Here is a 17,239-nt window from a genome sequence, read left to right on the forward strand (position 1 = left end):
AGTCATACGTTATACTGAATATGTGCTTCAGAACGACATATCTGTACAGAGATGTGGCGTGAAGTTTTCGTATCATGTTACAAGTTACATATTTCACAAACGATCTGCGAGAAAGGTGAGAATGGACTTTATGAAGACAGTGACAGGCCGATTCAGAATTGCGGGCATATGGGAGGGCGTATCATTACTTCTGTTGATTTTTATTGCTATGCCTCTGAAATATTTTGCAGATATCTCTTCCGCTGTAGCCGTAATGGGCATGATTCATGGTATTTTGTTTCCTTTGTACCTTATTGCGCTAGTGCATTTGGCTGTGGTCAAAAAGTGGAAGATCACGCGCTGGTTGATGGGTGGACTGGCTGGTCTATTGCCTTTTGGAACTTTCGTATTCGAATCCTATCTTCGGAAGAGAGATTGGAAGTAAACATCCAATTGAATAAAATTAAAGCAGGCGACCGACTACGGATCATATCCGAACAGGTCGCCTGCTGAGTTCTGTGCGAGTTTTATATGGATATATATTCCATTTTATTCTAACGCAGATAAGCTATACTTGGTAAGAGAAAGTTTAGGTGAGCAAGCATCGAATAACGGAAGGGTTGAGCTTCTATGAAAGATATTCATGAGTTAACATCTATAGAAATGGTTGAAACGGCTATTCAACAACATGAATTGGTTTTTTTGTATGTATCTCGGCCAGAGTGCAGTGTATGTCATGCTTTACTTCCCAAGATCACGGCGTTGCTGGAATTTTATCCATCGGTATACCTGGGTCACATTAATGCTAACGAAGTGGAAGAGGTTGCGTCCAAGTTTCTTATTTTTACCGTTCCAATAATGATCATGATTGTGGAGCAGAAGGAATATATTCGAGCAGATCGCTTTGTTCGCTTGGAACGTTTGGAGGAACAACTGCAACAGATTCACTCCATGTATATCCAGGATGGGGAATAGAAATCTAAAGCTTCATGAACGGCGGCTCATACGTGAGCCGTTTTTTTGCGCCTACAGTAACGTATGGTTATACATAAAGGACGCGATGCATGAACTCACAAATTAAAGTGTTGCCATGAAAACGGTTTTATGATAATTTAAACATTATAAAAACGTTTTTATAGCAAAGGAACAAAACTTATGGCAAAGATAACAATAAAAGATGTAGCAAGGGAAGCTGGCGTATCCATATCGACGGTCTCTAACGCCCTGAATGGTGTGGATGTCTTGAACCCGGAGACCAAATCGCATGTTCTCAAGGTGGCAGAGCGATTGAATTATGTGCCCAATCTGAACGGTAAGCTGTTGAAGTCAGGTCAAACCAAGATGCTGGGCTTTTTTACCACAAGTGTATCGGGTCCATATTTCTATAAGCTGGTGGAGTCGATGTCTCGTGAATGTGATCGTCTTGGGTACGGGCTGAATGTATTTGTGACCAAGGATAAACACGTTATTATGAGTAATATTCTGGGTCGGCGGGTGGATGGCGTCATTATCTACGAAGAGCTTCGGATCGATGAGCAAGATATTATCGCCATGGAGAAAGACAAGATCAAGGCTGTATTTCTGGATCGGGTCTATCAGAGCGATACGATGGGAAGTGTCATTTTTGACTCGTACGTGGCGGCTTACGAAGCTACCAAGTATTTAATTGGGCTGGGGCACAAGAACATTGCGTATATTTCGGGTGTGGATACGATGTTTGACAGTGTACAGCGTAGAGATGGCTATCTGGCTGCCCTGCGTGAATACCAGCTTCCAATCGATGAAGATTACATTATACAGGGGTATTTCGAGGAGGATAGTACATATAGTGCTATAAAATCTTTTCTTCATTTGCATCCCGGGAAGCGGCCTGATGCATTCCTTGCAGGGAATGACTTGAGTGCAATTGGCTGTATGCATGCGTTGAAGTCTGAGGGCTTTGAAGTGCCTCAAGACGTTAGTGTCGTGGGTTTCGACGATATTGATATCGCACAGTATTTTTCTCCACCGCTCACAACGGTAAGAAATCAGATTGCAAGACAGGGTATCCTGGCCATCAATCAACTGGTGGGCATGATCAAGGAGAACGAACAAGGGGCTGCACAGAAATTGGCGGGTGAGCTGGTGGTTAGAGGTTCAAGCCATGTGAAGATCGACCGGAAAGATTATCGTACAAATATGTTCGACTGAAAGATTTACACTGGCACTCCGATGAACAACCTTCCGATCGCTGTTATCCCCAATTTTTTTTTGAATTCCTTATACCAAGGGGGTTTTTTATGTCGAAAAATAAAAACGTTTTTATACAATATAGCAGTTGGAGGGGAGTAAAAGAACGTGGATAAATTAGCCGTAGAGACATCAACCGGTAAAAATGCGATCAATCCTAATGGAAAGAAACCCATCGGACAACGGATCAAAGAATTCATAGTCGATTATCGAAGACAATGGGAGATTCAATCGATGATTATCCCTGGCATTATTTTTATGATTATTTTCTGTTATATCCCGATTTACGGTTTGACGATTGCCTTCAAAAATTACACGGTCATTGATACGCTTGCTACCGCTCCTTGGGTAGGGCTGGATAATTTCAGAATCATTTTGTCAGATAAATACTTCTGGGATGCAGTCGTGAATACACTGGGAATCAGTTTTTTGAAACTGGGGATCGGGTTCGTGATTCCTATCATTCTCGCGATCATGATCTATGAGTTAAACAGCGGACGATTCAAGAAATTTGTGCAAACGGTTTCATATTTACCCCACTTTTTGTCCTGGATCGTACTTGGGGGAATGCTGATTACCTGGTTTTCAACAACGGGCTTATTTAATCAATTGTTACTTAGCCTGGGAGTGATCTCTCAACCGCAGAACATCTTGCTGGATGCAGGCAAGTACTGGTGGATTGCTACGTTATCGGATATCTGGAAAGAAGCAGGTTGGGGAACAATTCTGTATCTGGCAATCATGGCGAAGATTGATCCTACGTATTATGAAGCGGCCAAAATCGATGGTGCAAGCCGTCTTAGACAGATCTGGAATATCACCATACCCAACATGAAATCGATCATCAGCTTAAATCTGATTCTAACTGTAAGCGGTTTATTGGGCTCGAATCTGGATCAGACACTGGTTCTCATGAACTCCCAGAACCGCGACAAAGCGGAAGTCATCAATTCGTACGTCTATCGTATGGGGATGTCTCAGGGTGACTTTTCATATGCAACGGCCGTTGGCTTGGGCGTCTCAATCATCTCTGTCATTCTACTCGTCATGGCGAACAAAATCACAAGCAAATTAAACGATAATCAATCTGTGTTGTAGAAGGAGGTACCCGCGTGAATGGAAAGGTGGCAAAAGAAGATCTCGATAGTCGGATCTTTGATACCTTAAACATGATATTGCTAATCATCTGTACGGTCGTTATTCTGGTTCCTCTCTGGAATGTTATCATCTCTTCCTTTAGTTCAGGCAAAGCGCTGGCGGAAGGTGGGTTCATCTTCTGGTCACCGGAATTCTCGCTGGAGAATTACAGAGCTGTATTCAACGATCAGGGCATCTGGCAGGCCTTCTTCATATCGGTTTCCAAAACAACGATTGGCGTTGTTACACATGTGTTCTTCTGTGCCATGGTTGGCTATGGTCTGAGCAAAAAGTACATAAGAGGCCGTAAATTATACGTTGCCATGGGTGTTATTACAATGTTCTTCTCGGGCGGCATGATCCCGACGTATCTGTTAATCAAATCACTTGGCTTGCTTAACAGCTTCTGGGTGTACATTATCCCGGCGTTATTCAGCTTCTATGATGTCGTGATTCTGATGAATTTCTTCCGAAATGTCCCGGATTCTTTGGAAGAATCGGCCAAGATTGACGGCGCAGGGGATTGGCACATTTTCCTGAAAATCTTCATTCCGCTCTCCATGCCTGCCATGGCCACAATTGCGCTATTCAATGGCGTAGGGCAATGGAACGATTTCATGACGACCAAGTTATATATTACCGACCAGTCACTGTATCCACTTCAGATGATGCTGTATGAGATTATCGTCCAGTCCCAGACACAATCCATGCAAAATGTCGGGGGTTCGGCTGTTATCGAAACAACGACCAAAGGCGTGCAGTTAGCCACCATTGTCATTACGACACTACCTATCGTACTGATCTATCCCATTGTTCAGAGATATTTTATCTCTGGAATGATGCTGGGTGCGGTCAAGGAATAAGAGAACCAAATACCCCATTTTGAGGAGGAACAAAAACATGTTGAAGTTGAACAAGGCATCAGGCAAAAAAGGGATTAAATTGCTCGCAACACTGCTCACAGCCGTACTTATAATTACAGGTTGCAGCGGTGGATCGGGGGGCTCCAGTGAAGGGAACTGGGTATCCATTGAAGATCGCTATACGGTTGATCCGGAAAAGCCGGCTTGGCAGTTGGATAAAAAGGAAGAGGCTACCGAACTGACCTGGTACGTCAATGCAGATTGGTGGAACACCGACTTTGGCAAGGATATTGTTACCAAGAAAATCAAAGAGGACCTGAATATCAATATTAAATTTATCACGGGTGATGATACCAAGTTAAATACCTTTTTCGCCGGTGGAGATATGCCTGACTTGCTGACTGTGTTTGACTCGAATTCTCCGGTGGTTCAAAAAGCTGCAACCTGGGCTATGCCGCTGAATGATCTGGCGGAGAAATATGATCCTTACTTCAATAAAGTTGCGGCTGCCGATACGTTGAACTGGTTCCAGTTGGCAGATGGTAAAACGTATGGTTATCCGAACTATTCCAATACGCAGAAGGATTATGATAGCGGTAACATTCCTGCCAAAACGGCATTTATCATTCGTAAGGATGTGTACGAGGCTTTGGGGAGTCCGGTCATTGGAACACCAGAAGAATTCCAGAGTGTGATGAAACGAATTAAGCAAGAGTTCCCTGCGCTGATTCCGTTTGGGTTCAACTCCATTGGTGAAGGTACAGGTTCACTCGGGGATACGCTGCAAGATTTCATCGGCGTTCCGCTGGAGACCGAATCGGGAGAATTCTATGATCGCAATCTGGATGAAGATTATCTCACATGGTTGAAGACATTGAACACCGTATACAGAGATGGCAATATCAGTGATGACAGTTTCGCGGATGATGGCACGGCTTTTGAAGAAAAAGTGAAGTCCGGTAAATATGCAACCCTGCTGCTCGACGGTACACCTCAACAAGGAGGGAACCTGCAGATCTATATGAGCGCCAATCCGGGCAAAGAATACGTCGCCATTGATGGACCGCAGAGCACTAAAGGCAATGCACCGACATTGAATCAATCCGGGATTACAGGATGGATGATCAACTTTATTTCGAAGGACTGTAAAGATCCAGCCAAGGCCATTCAGATATTCACATACTTGCTGAGTGAAGAAGGCCAGACGCTTATGAATTACGGGATCGAGGGGGAAACCTACCAAACCAAAGCCGACGGTAGCGTAGAATTGCTGCCAGCGGTGAAAGACCTGCAACTCAATAACGCAGATCGATTTAAGAAGGATTATCGGATGGGTGAATTTATGTTCTTTGGTCATGACCGCCACAAAGCACTCAGTGCAGATGCTTTTCCGGAAGCCATTAAACAGATGCAGGAGTGGGGCAAAGGCAAGCTGAAACCACACTTTATTCTGGAGAATATTAGTCCGGATCAAGGTACACCTGAAGCTCGTGCGTTGTCAGCGATCAATACAAAGTGGAATACAACACTGGTCAGTATGGTACGTTCCAAGGATGATGCCTCGTATGACAATGCACTGGCTGCTTACAAGTCATTTTTAGGTGAAAACCGTTGGGAAGAGATTGTGAAGGTGCGTAGTGAGAAGATGAAACTGAACAAAGAAAAATTAGGTATTCAATAATAGGAATGTGGAGGAAAATCATATGACGATTTTCAAAATGTACAAATCTACGGGTGAAGAAGATATATTCGTATCTCTATCCCAAGAGCAATTGAAACCACTGGATGCCAATAAGGAGACAACGACCATCCATTTGGATGATCACTTAACGTATCAGGAGATGGACGGATTTGGTGCTTCTTTTACCGATTCATCTGCTTATCTAATCAACCAAATCTTGAATGAGGAGCAACGGGATGAGGTCATGACCCGACTGTTCCATCCTGAGCATGGGATCGGGCTGTCAGTCATCCGTAATCCAATGGGCGCTTCGGACTATGCGAGAACGGTATACAGTTATAACGATATGCCCGAACAACAGACAGACGCAGAATTAACCCAATTCAGCATTTCACATGATGAAGAGGATGTTATTCCTTTAACGCAACAGGCTTTGGCATTGAATCCTGACATGAAACTGTTTGCATCACCATGGAGTGCACCGGGATGGATGAAAACGAGTGGATCGATGATTACCGGACAGTTGAAGGCTGAGTGGTATCCCGTGTATGCCGAATATTTTGTGAAATACATTCAAGCCTATGCTAAGCATGGATTACCGATCCATGCCATCACACCACAGAATGAGGCGCTTTATGAACCGGGGCACTATCCTGGTATGTTGATGCCAGCCGAAGCCCAAGCAGTCTTTATCAAAAACCATCTCAAACCAGCCTTTGTGCAAAATAAGATTCAAACCAAAATTCTCTGTTACGATCACAACTGGGATCAACCGGACTATCCGCTGACCGTGCTGGAACAAGCGGGAGAAGAAGTGGACGGCGTAGCCTGGCACTGGTACGGGGGCGATGCATCTGCTCAAACGAAGGTTTATGAAGCTTTTGCAGGTAAAGAAGTGCATTTCACTGAAGGTTCAGGCGGGGAGTGGATTCCGCCATTCGAGCAGGCCTTCTCCAATGTAATGCGAACGGGAATTCAGATTCTTCGCAATTACAGCAAGTCCTTTGTACTTTGGAATATGGCATTGGATGAGAACAACGGGCCTACGGTTCCTGGTTTTGGCCGAAGTACGTGCCGTGGTATCGTGCAAGTGAATCAGCAGACGAAGGAGCTTACGTATACACTTGATTATTATACTTTGGCCCATTTCAGTGCTGTGATCCGTCCAAAGGCTGTTCGCATTGAATCAACGTCCAGTGATGATTCCATCTTTTCGGTGGCTTTCAAAAATATAGACGGTTCCGTCGCATTAGTCCTCTTCAACGATGGTGAAGAGGTAGGCAATGTGAAGGTTAAACTTCGAAATGAAGAGTTGTTATGTTTCCAATTGGAGAGTAAAGGTGCCATGTCCATTTTAATTCATCCTAATACGTAAAAACAGAGTACCAGGGCTTACGCCCTACGAAGTCCGAACCGTAGTTTGTCTGCGGAACTCCGTAGGCGTGAGCCCTGTATGCTTTTTGAACTGTCTGGAGAAATAATACAAATCACTGAATCCGAGATTCTCGGCAATGGCTGTAATGGTGTTCGGTGTGCAGGTTAACAGTTCCTTGGCTTTGTCGATTTTTTTGCCTGTGATGTAGAGGATTGGTGGAATGCCGATCTGCTGCTTGAAAAATCGAATAAAATAATTCGGATGCATGTAGGCGATCTGGGCCAGATCCTGAACCGAAATATTCTCTTCGATGTTGGAGTCAATATAAGCCAGAATGGCAGACAGCTTCTCCATGACAGGCACGTTAATAAAGGAGATCTGATTAAGGTCAAGACCCATGATGTAATGAGACAGTAACTCGGTCAGTTTGCTCTTGGCCATCATATGGGCATAGACTTCATCGGACTTCGCATATGTAAGGATGCTGCTGAAAATCCCCTGAATCAACTCAGGTTGATCTATCGTACAGATGTGCGGGAACTTCAGGATTTGGAATAAATTAATTCCCCCAACCTTCGCGCTAAAGTGACACCAGTATTTGAGAAAAGGATGATCGTTAATCACTGAGTAGGACTGCTGGATTCCCTCCGGCATTAAAATAAGTTGATTAGGCGCAGGGTAGTACTCTTCATTCCCAATCTTGAGCCAACCTTCACCTTCGCATATGAAGTAAAACTTGCTGTAATCGGGCGTGTAATCCAGATCCCGCCAATCGGTGTTGCACCGATTGTAATTAACCATGAATAAATCAACTTGCAGATTGGACAGGTAATTCGTAAGCAAAGTTTGGTGATTCATGATCCTCATCTCCATACAAGGTTATTATTGTCCATCTAAAAGTTAGTGTTCTACATGTCTATCCATGGGCCGTAGCACTACAATACAAGTGCAGACGATAACGGAAGGGATGAGAACATATCATGGACAAAAACGGATATTTACAACAGATCGAAGCAACAATTGCCAACGGGAAATTTAAGGATAACTGGAGCTCGCTTAGCGCATTTCAAGTTCCTGAATGGTACCAAAAAGCAAAATTTGGCATTTTCATCCACTGGGGGTTATATTCCGTCCCAGCTTATGATAGCGAATGGTATTCGCGTAATATGTATATCCAGGGCTCCAAAGCATATGAACATCACCTCGCGGTGTATGGACCTCATAAGGACTTTGGATATAAGGACTTCATTCCGATGTTTCGTGCAGAGAAGTTCGATGCAGACGAATGGGCAATGCTATTCAAACAAGCTGGAGCCAGATATGTTATGCCCGTGGCTGAGCACCATGATGGTTTTCAGATGTACAAGAGCGCTATCTCTCACTATAACACATATGAAATGGGCCCCAAACGGGATCTTCTTGGTGAGATGAAGACTGCCTACGAGAAGCAAGGACTGACCTTATGTGTATCGTCCCACCGTGCCGAGCATTGGTTCTTCATGTCTCACGGTAAGGAATTCGATTCAGATATTAAGGAACCCTTGAAGCGTGGAGATTTCTATTGGCCTGCCATGCCGGAACCGGATCATCATGATCTGTATGGTTCACCTCCAACCGAGGAGTATCTGGAAGACTGGCTGATTCGCTGCTGTGAACTGGTGGATCAATATCAGCCGCGTGTCTTCTACTTCGATTGGTGGGTTCAAACAGTTGCGTTCAAACCCTATCTTAAGAAATTCGCTGCCTATTATTATAACAAAGGCGAAGAATGGGGCATCCCTGTAGCCATCAATTATAAACATGAGGCCTATATGTTTGGCTCTGCTGTTCCGGATGTGGAGCGGGGACAATTCGCTGATCTCAAGCCTTATTTTTGGCAAACGGATACGGCTGTCGCTAAAAACTCATGGTGTTACACGGAAAACAACAACTACAAAACGGCCGAAGAGATCATCCGAGATCTCGTCGATATTGTAAGTAAAAATGGCAATCTGCTGCTAAACATAGGACCCAAAGCAGATGGCAGCATACCAGATGAAGACCGGGATATCTTGCTGAAGATTGGCAAATGGATGGAAGTGAATGGCGAAGCGATCTATGATACAACATTCTGGCGCACGTATGGCGAAGGTCCGACAAAGGTGAAGGAAGGACAATTCACGGATGGGGATACCAAGGTTTTCACGAGTGAAGATATACGGTTTACGGTAAAAGAGAGCAATCTGTATGCCACGGTACTTGCATACCCGGATAACGGAGTGGTCCACATTAAATCCCTGAAGGATAACTCTCACCATTTTCAAGGAGTCATTCAGGACATTCAGGTACTTGGCTACGAGGAACAACCGGAATGGGAAAGAACAGCGGACGCTCTGACGATCACAACAACCAATGTGAAGAGTATTGCACCTGTCGTTTTCAAAATTAAACTGGATTAGATGTGAAAAGGAACCGGCAAAAGCGCCGGTTCTCAGATTGTCGAGAAACCCGGTTCTCTTTCGAGAGTCGGGTTTCTTTGTTATCCAAGTAGACATACTTTCCTCGACCGGCAGGCCAAGAAGGCCGTTTAGGTCTTCTTGGCCTGCCGGTCGAGGTGGTTCGCTACCTTCTTCATATTCTGTACGGCAGCGGTTAGGAGAGCCTGCTCTGTCACATTCACGAGTCCACGCAGCCTAAAATAGCGAAAGCCATGCAGTTCTTTGGCATCGGCAAAGCTTCGCTCAATCGTCTCTTTTCGTTTGCGGTACAACTGCTTGCCCGAGCGGCTCAGACGGTTTTCCCGTATTTTTTCTTTGCTGTCTTCCCAGACATGGCGGGTCACCACTTTTCGCTGGTTCGCCGAGCGTGTGCAGGAGGTAAGCAACGGACAAATCCGGCAGATCGCTGGATCTGACGCGTACTGTCGGTAACCTTGGCGGTCTGTGGTGCGGTAAGGTAGCTCTTGGTCCTGCGGGCAGGTGTAGGTATTTAAGTGGGCATTGTACTTAAATTTTGTTTTGGGAAATAAACCTTTCACGGGCATGAATCTTCGGTGTGCAATGACGCCGTAAATCTGGCGTTCTTCCAAGCCTTTGCAGATTGGGTTGGTCAAATAACCGGCGTCTAGTGCCACAGCTTCCACGGGAAGACGAAATCGCTCACACTGTCGATCCAGGCGCGTGAGGTACGGCACGGAATCATGCACATTTCCTGGCGTTACATACACATCGGTAATCACATTGTACTTGCCGTCCACCGTGCGGTGGTCCAGATAGAAAAAACCTTCCGGCTTACCGTCACGTACCATGTAGCCGCTGTCGGGATCGGTTGTGCTCACCTTCACTTCCTTCGTTTCTTCCACCTCCTCTCGTTCTTTCAGAGCTTTTTTCCGTGTGCTTTTCGGTCTGCTTCTACCGCTTCATTTAGTTCATTTACATAGTCTTTTGTGTTTTGCAGTACTTCTTGTTTCATGTACTTATGTTTGTTGGCACTTGCTTTTATATGTGTGGAATCGGAGAAGAGCACACGCCCGCCCACCATTTTGTGCGAGATTGCCTGTAACACAATTTCATCGAAAATATCTTGGAAAATCGACGTATCCTTGAACCGAGTCCGACGGTTCCAGCTTATCGTCGAATGGTCTGGAACCTTGTCCGTCAGTCCAAGTCCCAAAAACCAGCGGTAAGCGAGATTCGTCTGGACTTCGCGTTCGAGCTGACGTTCAGAGCGAATACCATAAAAGTAACCAAGGAAAATCATCTTAAAAAGGAGTGTTGGGTCAATGGCTGGACGACCATTGTTTTCACAATACAAAGGGCGTACTTTTTCATCGATGAAAGAAAAGTCGATATATCGATCAATTTTACGTAGCATATGGTTTTCTGGAACCAGATCTTCGATCGAGACGAACTCGTAGGTTTGTTGTTTCTCTCGACTTTTACGCAACATGCGAACACCATCCAATCCTTAAAAGTTACCTATATTATATAACACTAACGCGGTGCCGTCATGAATTAGAAAGGCATGAAAAGGCTGCCGATACTTTCTCGACAGCCTGGGAGCCGGCAAAAGCGCCGGTTCTTTTTTGTTTGTGATTTCATAAGTGGACTATTATCTGAGGGGAGTGATAGTAATATAGGGTCTATTGGTCTGTTTGAACCGTGTTTTATGGTTGAATTTGCGTGAATGCGAAAATTGCAATTAGGGGTACAAGCGACATGAGACACATAAAAGCATTAAATAGACTTATTTTCTATATTTTTCAATAAAAGTGCTTGTATATATCGAATAATGATTCTATACTATACCAATAAAATACAATTAAATTCCTAATTGACTAGTATATGTAATTTAAATGTTTTCCAACTCACTCGAACCACGATCGAAATTCTGATTCACTACTCCTTAGCAAGCGTTCTGCTAACGCTCCAGATCACCCTTCCACATGAATGCTTATAGACATTCACACTCGTTTGCATGACTCAAACACCCAAACCTTTCATTCTCAAGTCTTAACCTAAGTCGTTCAAAATCTCCTAAACTTCCAAGTGAAAAATCATAGACTGATCCAGCTATCTTTTCTGACTCATATTGTTCCCTAACCAGACCTGTAAAGGAGGTGAGGCTTTATGTGAAACCCAGGACGTCTATTTCGTTCGCAATAAAGGTTATTTTACCGTGTTATTCTGCAGAGAAGGGCATATGTACCAGACTAAATTACAAAACCGGGTAAAAGGAGTGGAAAAGTTTGATAAAGATTAATCGGTTACGCAAGCCCATCTCCATGGGGCTCTCGCTTCTCCTTGCATTTTCGATCATTCATCCGGTTTCAGCTGAAAACTCCACATCATCCAAATTGGATATGAAATCTGGACTTGCCAAAGTTACGGAGTCCAAAGTAAACGCCAAGTTGACCAAGGAATTCGAAGGTAGTGAATATGTTACCTATCTGGTGAAAATGAAGGAACAGGTGGATACAGCAGCAGTCTCCAAACAGGCCCTGGAAAAAGCGACCATCGCCAAACAAACGGCCTCAGCCACGAAGCTGTCCGTTCGTAATTCGGTCGTCAGTTCTCTGCGTGAAACGGCCTCACGTACACAATATACATTGGAAAGTTATCTGGAAAAGGAAGTTGACCTGGGTAAGGTCAAAGAATATAAAAGCTATTTTATCGTCAATTCACTGGCAGTAACGAGTACGAAAGAAGTCATGGAACAGATTGCACTGCTGCCTGAGGTAGAGAAGGTTCTACCGAATGAGACGCGATACTTACAGAAAGCGGAAGTGAGTAAAGAAGCGGCGAGCGCGCCAGCCAAGGATTCCGTGCAAACCCCGGCTAAAGATGCAGCAGTCGGTGTTAAAGATAAGGAACCTGTTGCCAAAGACAATCTAACAACCGAGAACGTGGAATGGAACCTTGATTACATCAACGCACCAGCGGTGTGGGATCGGGGCATCGACGGAACAGGTATTGTCGTTGCCAATCTGGATAGCGGTGTGGACTATACCCACCCGGCGCTTCGCAGCAAATGGCGGGGACTGGATGCCTCGGGCAACATCGTTGATCCCGAACTGAGCTGGTATGATCCGCACAGTAATGCTACCCTTCCTGCGGACGAAGACGGACATGGTACTCACACAATGGGTACGATGGTTGGCTCCGAAGCAGATGGCACCAACCAGATCGGGGTTGCTCCCGGTGCAAAATGGATTGGTGTGCGGATATTTAATCCTGAAACAACAGATGCCATTATTCTCGATGGCGGCCAGTGGTTGATTGCTCCGGTGGATGCGGAAGGCAATCTGCATCCTGAACTTGCGCCGGATGTCGTGAACAATTCATGGGGCGGAGGCGCAGGACTAGATGAATGGTTCCGGCCTATGGTCCAGGCTTGGCGAGATGCGCAGATCTTTCCCGAGTTCTCCGCGGGTAATGTAAGACTGACGAATCCGGGTGGTCCGGGCTCTGTCGCAAATCCTGCCAATTACCCCGAAAGTTTCGCTACGGGAGCCACGGATATTAATGGTAATCTGGCTTCCTTCTCGCTGCTGGGTCCATCTCCGTATGGTGAGATCAAGCCTGAAGTATCTGCTCCTGGGGTAAACATCCGTTCAGCAGTTCCGGGCGGTGTATATGAGGGAGGCTGGAACGGCACTTCAATGGCAGGCCCGCATACGACAGCACTTGCTGCACTACTGCTTCAGGCCAACCATTCCCTTACGGTGGATCAGCTGGAGCAGATTATTATAGATACAGCGACGCCGAGAACGGACAGTCAGTATCCGGCCTCCCCTAATAATGGGTACGGTCACGGCATTATTAATGCCCTCGATGCTGTGGGTTCGGTACTCGAAGGAATCGGCACAGTATCCGGCAGAGTGGTTACAGCCGGAGATGATCTGGAAGAGCCGGTACTGGCACATACCCCTGTTAATTCTGCCTTTACAGGCATCGATATACCATTAACCGCTCATGTAACAGATAACGTCGCGGTAGTCTCCGTCGAGGCTTTTGCCAAAACGTCAGGAACCAACCAGTACGTTTATCTGCCGATGAATCGGATTGCCGGAGATAACAAAGATGGGACGTATACAGCGACAATCCCCGCTTTTCTTATTGAACCGCAAGGTGTAGAGTATTATATCCGCGTGAACGATTACGGCAATAACGGATTCGAAAGTCAGGTATACAAAGTGGCTGTGTCCAATGGTGTTCAGCCAGGATATCTTCAGGATTTTGAAGAAGATCAACTGGGCTTCACGACTGGTGGGACAGGAAGTACTTGGGTATGGGGAGCACCAACCAGTGGTCCTGGAAGTGCATACTCCGGTGACAAGGTGATTGCAACCAATCTGCAAGGGACTTATGTGGCGAATAGCAACGCATATCTGCTTGCGCCACCTATTGATCTAACCGAGAGTCCAGAAGGTGCGTTATTATCCTTCAAGCACTGGTATGACCTGGAGAATAACATCGACTTCGGCAAGGTATACATCGCTTCCGAGGATAGCGATTATGTGTTCGAAGAACGGTTAACCTTCACGGGTACAGGTGGCAATTGGAAGACGCAATATGTGGATCTTCGCGAATACGCGGGACAGCAGGTGTTCATCAAGTTCAATCTGACGAGCGATAATTCAGTGCAAAAGGCTGGCTGGTACATTGATGATTTCGCTGTAGAAGAACTGGATGAGATTGCTCCGGGCGCTCCTGCCGGATTGTCTGCGACCGCCGATATTCTGGGTAATGTAGCCTTGAGCTGGACTGGTCCGAGCGATGAGGATCTCGAATCCTATGTCGTATATCGCTCCACAACCACAGGGACAGGATATGAATCCATTGGAAGTGCAACAGGAACAACGTTTACAGATACGGCTACGGTGACGGATTCGACCTATTACTATACCGTTGCCGCACTTGATTATAGTGGCAATGAAAGCGACAAATCGAACGAGGTCTCCATTACAGTAGAGGTGCCTCAGGATATCTACATCGATCATTTCGATGGCAGTGATGATCATGGCTGGACTCATTCGGGGACCAAAGATGAATGGGAACGCGGTACTCCGGTAACGGGACCTGCCAGCGCCGTTTCTCCGCCGAATGTCTGGGCGACTGATCTCGACAATACGTACGAGAATGGCTCCAACTATTCACTCGTATCTCCAGTCATTGATTTGACCGATGTGTCCGAAGGAACGCTCACGTTTAATCATTGGTACGAGATTGAGAGTGGATACGATTACGGATATGTGGAAGTCACCAAGGATGGTGGAACCACATGGTCAGAACTGGGCAAATTTTCACACAGTACAAATGGAAAACAATGGACACCCGTATTTTATGACCTGAATGCACTTACCGGCAATGAAGTTCAATTCCGGTTCCGTCTGACCTCAGACAACAGTGTCGTGAAGACAGGTTGGTTCATTGATGATTTCCGTGTACTGGGAGTTGCTGCGGAGACAGTAACCGAGGACAGTGCGGTTGTGCTTAACAGTGACAAACCGAAACCGTCCTATGATAACCCATGGTACAAAATTTCACGGACAGACAAAGCGGAATTCAACAAAACGAAACAGCAGCAACCGGAAGTTGAAAAACCAGAAACAGGTTCGGTTAATCCGCAAAGCCTGCCTGCAAGTGCAACGGTAACCGTGCTCGAAACAGGCCGTTCAGTGAAGACGGATTCGGCTACGGGCAAGTATAGCTTCACACACGTAGCTGGTGATTACACGTTAAAAGCGGAGGCACATGGATACTATCCTCGAACTCAGCAGGTAACGATCACAGACGGCAGTGGGGCGAAAGCCAACTTTAATCTGGAGGCAATCCCGCATGGACAGATTGAAGGTGTAGTAACCGATGAGCGGACAGGCCAACCATTGGCTGATGCTTCCGTCCTCGTGGTGGAAGATGCCAAGGTAGGTGAAGTTCGCACAGGTTCAGATGGCAGCTTCGATATTCAGGTATTGGAAGGAAGCTATACCCTATCCATCCGGGCTGCGGATTATTACAATAAAACCGTCACTGTAACTGTACCTGGTAATGGAACGGCAGAGGCAAATGTTGCCTTGAAACCATTCATCGGTTTCCCTGGGGAAATTGCTTATGATGATGGAACAGCAGAGAATGCAAGAGCTTTTGTAGCTGCTGACAATGCCTGGGCGGTTCGAATGACACCAGAGCTGGAAACTGCACAGCTTACAGGCGCATCGTTCCGATTCTGGAACACCGAATGGCCTGTACCTGGAGGTACAGCGTTCCAATATGCCGTCTATGATGCATCGGGCGCTGGCGGAGCGCCGGGAAGACAGTTGGCTGGACCATTCGATGGTACTGCACTTCGTAACGACCAATGGACAACTGTTGAATTCCCGGAACCAGTGATTGTAACGGGTGATTTCTATATTGTGTATGTACAAAGCGTAGCCGGAACAAGCGCTCCGGGATTGGCTACCGATGAGAATGGTGTGAATGCAGGTCGAAGCTGGCAGCGTGTAGGTGGGGCTTGGAGCACTGCACCTGAAGAAGAAGGTAACTACATGGTTCGTGCAGTCGTGAGATATCCGGTGAATGCACCGGTAATTACAGCACCTGCGAACACGTATACGAATCAATCGACTTTCACTGTGTCGGGAACGTCTCCGGCATCCGGAGCTCAGATCAAGCTTTACAACGGCAAGGATCTGGCTGGCACCACAACCGTGACAGATGGGAAGTTCTCATACGGTGTGAAACTCCGTTCAGGAATTAATGCGATTACTGCCGAGGCCGTGGTGGACGGGAAAACAACCGACCGTTCACTTCCCGTCGTCATCATTCTGGATCAGACCAAACCGCAGTTGACGATTCTCACGCCAGCTCAAGGGGATCGCATCAATGCAGAAGTTGTTCACGTAACGGGTAACGTCGTGGAACAATTCCTCGATAAGGTAACCGTTAACGGACAAACCGTACAAGTGGGCAAAGACAGAAGTTTCAGTCAACGGTTATTGGTCAATGAAGGCGAGAACACGATTACCATTACAGCAACCGATATCGCTGGCAACAAAACAACCGTAACCCGCACCGTCTACGTGGAAACGGCATTGCCAGAACTTACGAATATTACTCCGGCTGAAGATGTTCGAATCACATCAGGGGAGAGTGTTACCGTTTCATTTGATAGTAAACCTGGTCTGCAGGCATCTTTCCGAATTCAGTTACCGCTGAATCTGAATGACCAGGGGGCAGGAGAGATTCCATTGGTGGAGACCGAACCTGGCCGTTACACAGGCACATACACGACACCTTCATCCCTTGTTCTTGAGGGCGGAGTTATCGTGATTCGTGCTCAGGATGCAGCCGGGAATAAAGTAGAGGCTGAAGCAGCTGGACGATTGTTCGTAAGCGCAGCACAAGAACAATCAGTTCCAGAACCAGATTCGAGCCCAGCAGAAACGGAATCGAGCGAATCTAGTCCACCGTCCACTGAAGGTCTGCAATCATAATT

Annotated in this window: 11 protein-coding genes; 9 read left to right on the forward strand and 2 right to left on the reverse strand. The window is 46.1% G+C overall.

The genetic code is table 11. The features are described 5' to 3' along the window. The first annotated feature begins 130 nt into the window (after positions 1 to 130). From M1D71_RS12625 to M1D71_RS12655, 7 genes are all read left to right on the forward strand, one after another. Positions 131 to 424: a DUF3817 domain-containing protein gene (locus M1D71_RS12625; RefSeq protein ID WP_458126725.1), complete on the forward strand. Its 294-nt coding sequence runs from the start codon at positions 131 to 133 to the stop codon at positions 422 to 424. 185 nt (positions 425 to 609) lie between these two features. Next, positions 610 to 954 (forward strand): thioredoxin family protein, encoded by a 345-nt coding sequence (locus tag M1D71_RS12630; RefSeq protein ID WP_458126726.1) that lies wholly within the window; start codon positions 610 to 612, stop codon positions 952 to 954. Between the two features lie 180 nt (positions 955 to 1,134). Next, complete coding sequence (locus M1D71_RS12635; protein ID WP_458126727.1) at positions 1,135 to 2,169, forward strand: LacI family DNA-binding transcriptional regulator; 1,035 nt, start codon at positions 1,135 to 1,137, stop codon at positions 2,167 to 2,169. A 147-nt stretch (positions 2,170 to 2,316) separates the two neighbouring features. Next, a complete protein-coding gene (locus M1D71_RS12640) occupies positions 2,317 to 3,306 on the forward strand; it encodes an ABC transporter permease (RefSeq protein ID WP_458126728.1) in 990 nt (329 codons plus the stop codon). Positions 3,307 to 3,320: 14 nt separating this feature from the next. Continuing rightward, positions 3,321 to 4,208 (forward strand): carbohydrate ABC transporter permease, encoded by an 888-nt coding sequence (locus M1D71_RS12645; protein WP_076211802.1) that lies wholly within the window; start codon positions 3,321 to 3,323, stop codon positions 4,206 to 4,208. Between the two features lie 37 nt (positions 4,209 to 4,245). Next, positions 4,246 to 5,889, forward strand: a complete 1,644-nt coding sequence (locus M1D71_RS12650; RefSeq protein ID WP_458126729.1) for a sugar ABC transporter substrate-binding protein — start codon at positions 4,246 to 4,248, stop codon at positions 5,887 to 5,889. A gap of 22 nt (positions 5,890 to 5,911) precedes the next feature. Then, positions 5,912 to 7,264, forward strand: coding sequence for a glycoside hydrolase family 30 protein (locus M1D71_RS12655; protein WP_458126730.1), 1,353 nt, complete (start codon positions 5,912 to 5,914; stop codon positions 7,262 to 7,264). A 24-nt stretch (positions 7,265 to 7,288) separates the two neighbouring features. Here M1D71_RS12655 and M1D71_RS12660 read toward each other — a convergent pair whose 3' ends face one another. Continuing rightward, complete coding sequence (locus M1D71_RS12660; protein WP_458126731.1) at positions 7,289 to 8,122, reverse strand: AraC family transcriptional regulator; 834 nt, start codon at positions 8,120 to 8,122, stop codon at positions 7,289 to 7,291. Between the two features lie 122 nt (positions 8,123 to 8,244). On the opposite strand from M1D71_RS12660, the gene M1D71_RS12665 reads away from it, so the two are divergent. Further along, complete coding sequence (locus M1D71_RS12665; RefSeq protein ID WP_458126732.1) at positions 8,245 to 9,702, forward strand: alpha-L-fucosidase; 1,458 nt, start codon at positions 8,245 to 8,247, stop codon at positions 9,700 to 9,702. A 128-nt stretch (positions 9,703 to 9,830) separates the two neighbouring features. Here the strand turns inward: M1D71_RS12665 and M1D71_RS12670 are convergent. Continuing rightward, positions 9,831 to 11,191 (reverse strand): IS1182 family transposase gene (locus M1D71_RS12670; protein ID WP_458126733.1). Its coding sequence is split into 2 segments (ribosomal slippage): positions 9,831 to 10,624 and positions 10,624 to 11,191, totalling 1,362 coding nucleotides; the frame shifts between segments, so codons are not numbered across the junction. A gap of 799 nt (positions 11,192 to 11,990) precedes the next feature. Here M1D71_RS12670 and M1D71_RS12675 point away from each other — a divergent pair. Then, positions 11,991 to 17,237 carry a S8 family serine peptidase gene (locus M1D71_RS12675; RefSeq protein WP_458126734.1) on the forward strand — a complete coding sequence of 1,749 codons (5,247 nt, stop codon included), beginning with the start codon at positions 11,991 to 11,993 and terminating at the stop codon, positions 17,235 to 17,237. Positions 17,238 to 17,239: the final 2 nt, after the last annotated feature.

The sequence above is a fragment of the Paenibacillus sp. Z3-2 genome (assembly GCF_054161325.1).

Excerpts from the sequence above, each read along its gene's own strand:
- M1D71_RS12665 (WP_458126732.1), top strand. The coding sequence starts at position 8,245 with ATGGACAAAAACGGATATTTACAACAGATCGAAGCAACAATTGCCAAC.
- M1D71_RS12630 (WP_458126726.1), top strand. The coding sequence starts at position 610 with ATGAAAGATATTCATGAGTTAACATCTATAGAAATGGTTGAAACGGCT.
- M1D71_RS12660 (WP_458126731.1), bottom strand. The coding sequence starts at position 8,122 with ATGAATCACCAAACTTTGCTTACGAATTACCTGTCCAATCTGCAAGTT.
- M1D71_RS12625 (WP_458126725.1), top strand. The coding sequence starts at position 131 with ATGAAGACAGTGACAGGCCGATTCAGAATTGCGGGCATATGGGAGGGC.
- M1D71_RS12655 (WP_458126730.1), top strand. The coding sequence starts at position 5,912 with ATGACGATTTTCAAAATGTACAAATCTACGGGTGAAGAAGATATATTC.
- M1D71_RS12650 (WP_458126729.1), top strand. The coding sequence starts at position 4,246 with ATGTTGAAGTTGAACAAGGCATCAGGCAAAAAAGGGATTAAATTGCTC.
- M1D71_RS12635 (WP_458126727.1), top strand. The coding sequence starts at position 1,135 with ATGGCAAAGATAACAATAAAAGATGTAGCAAGGGAAGCTGGCGTATCC.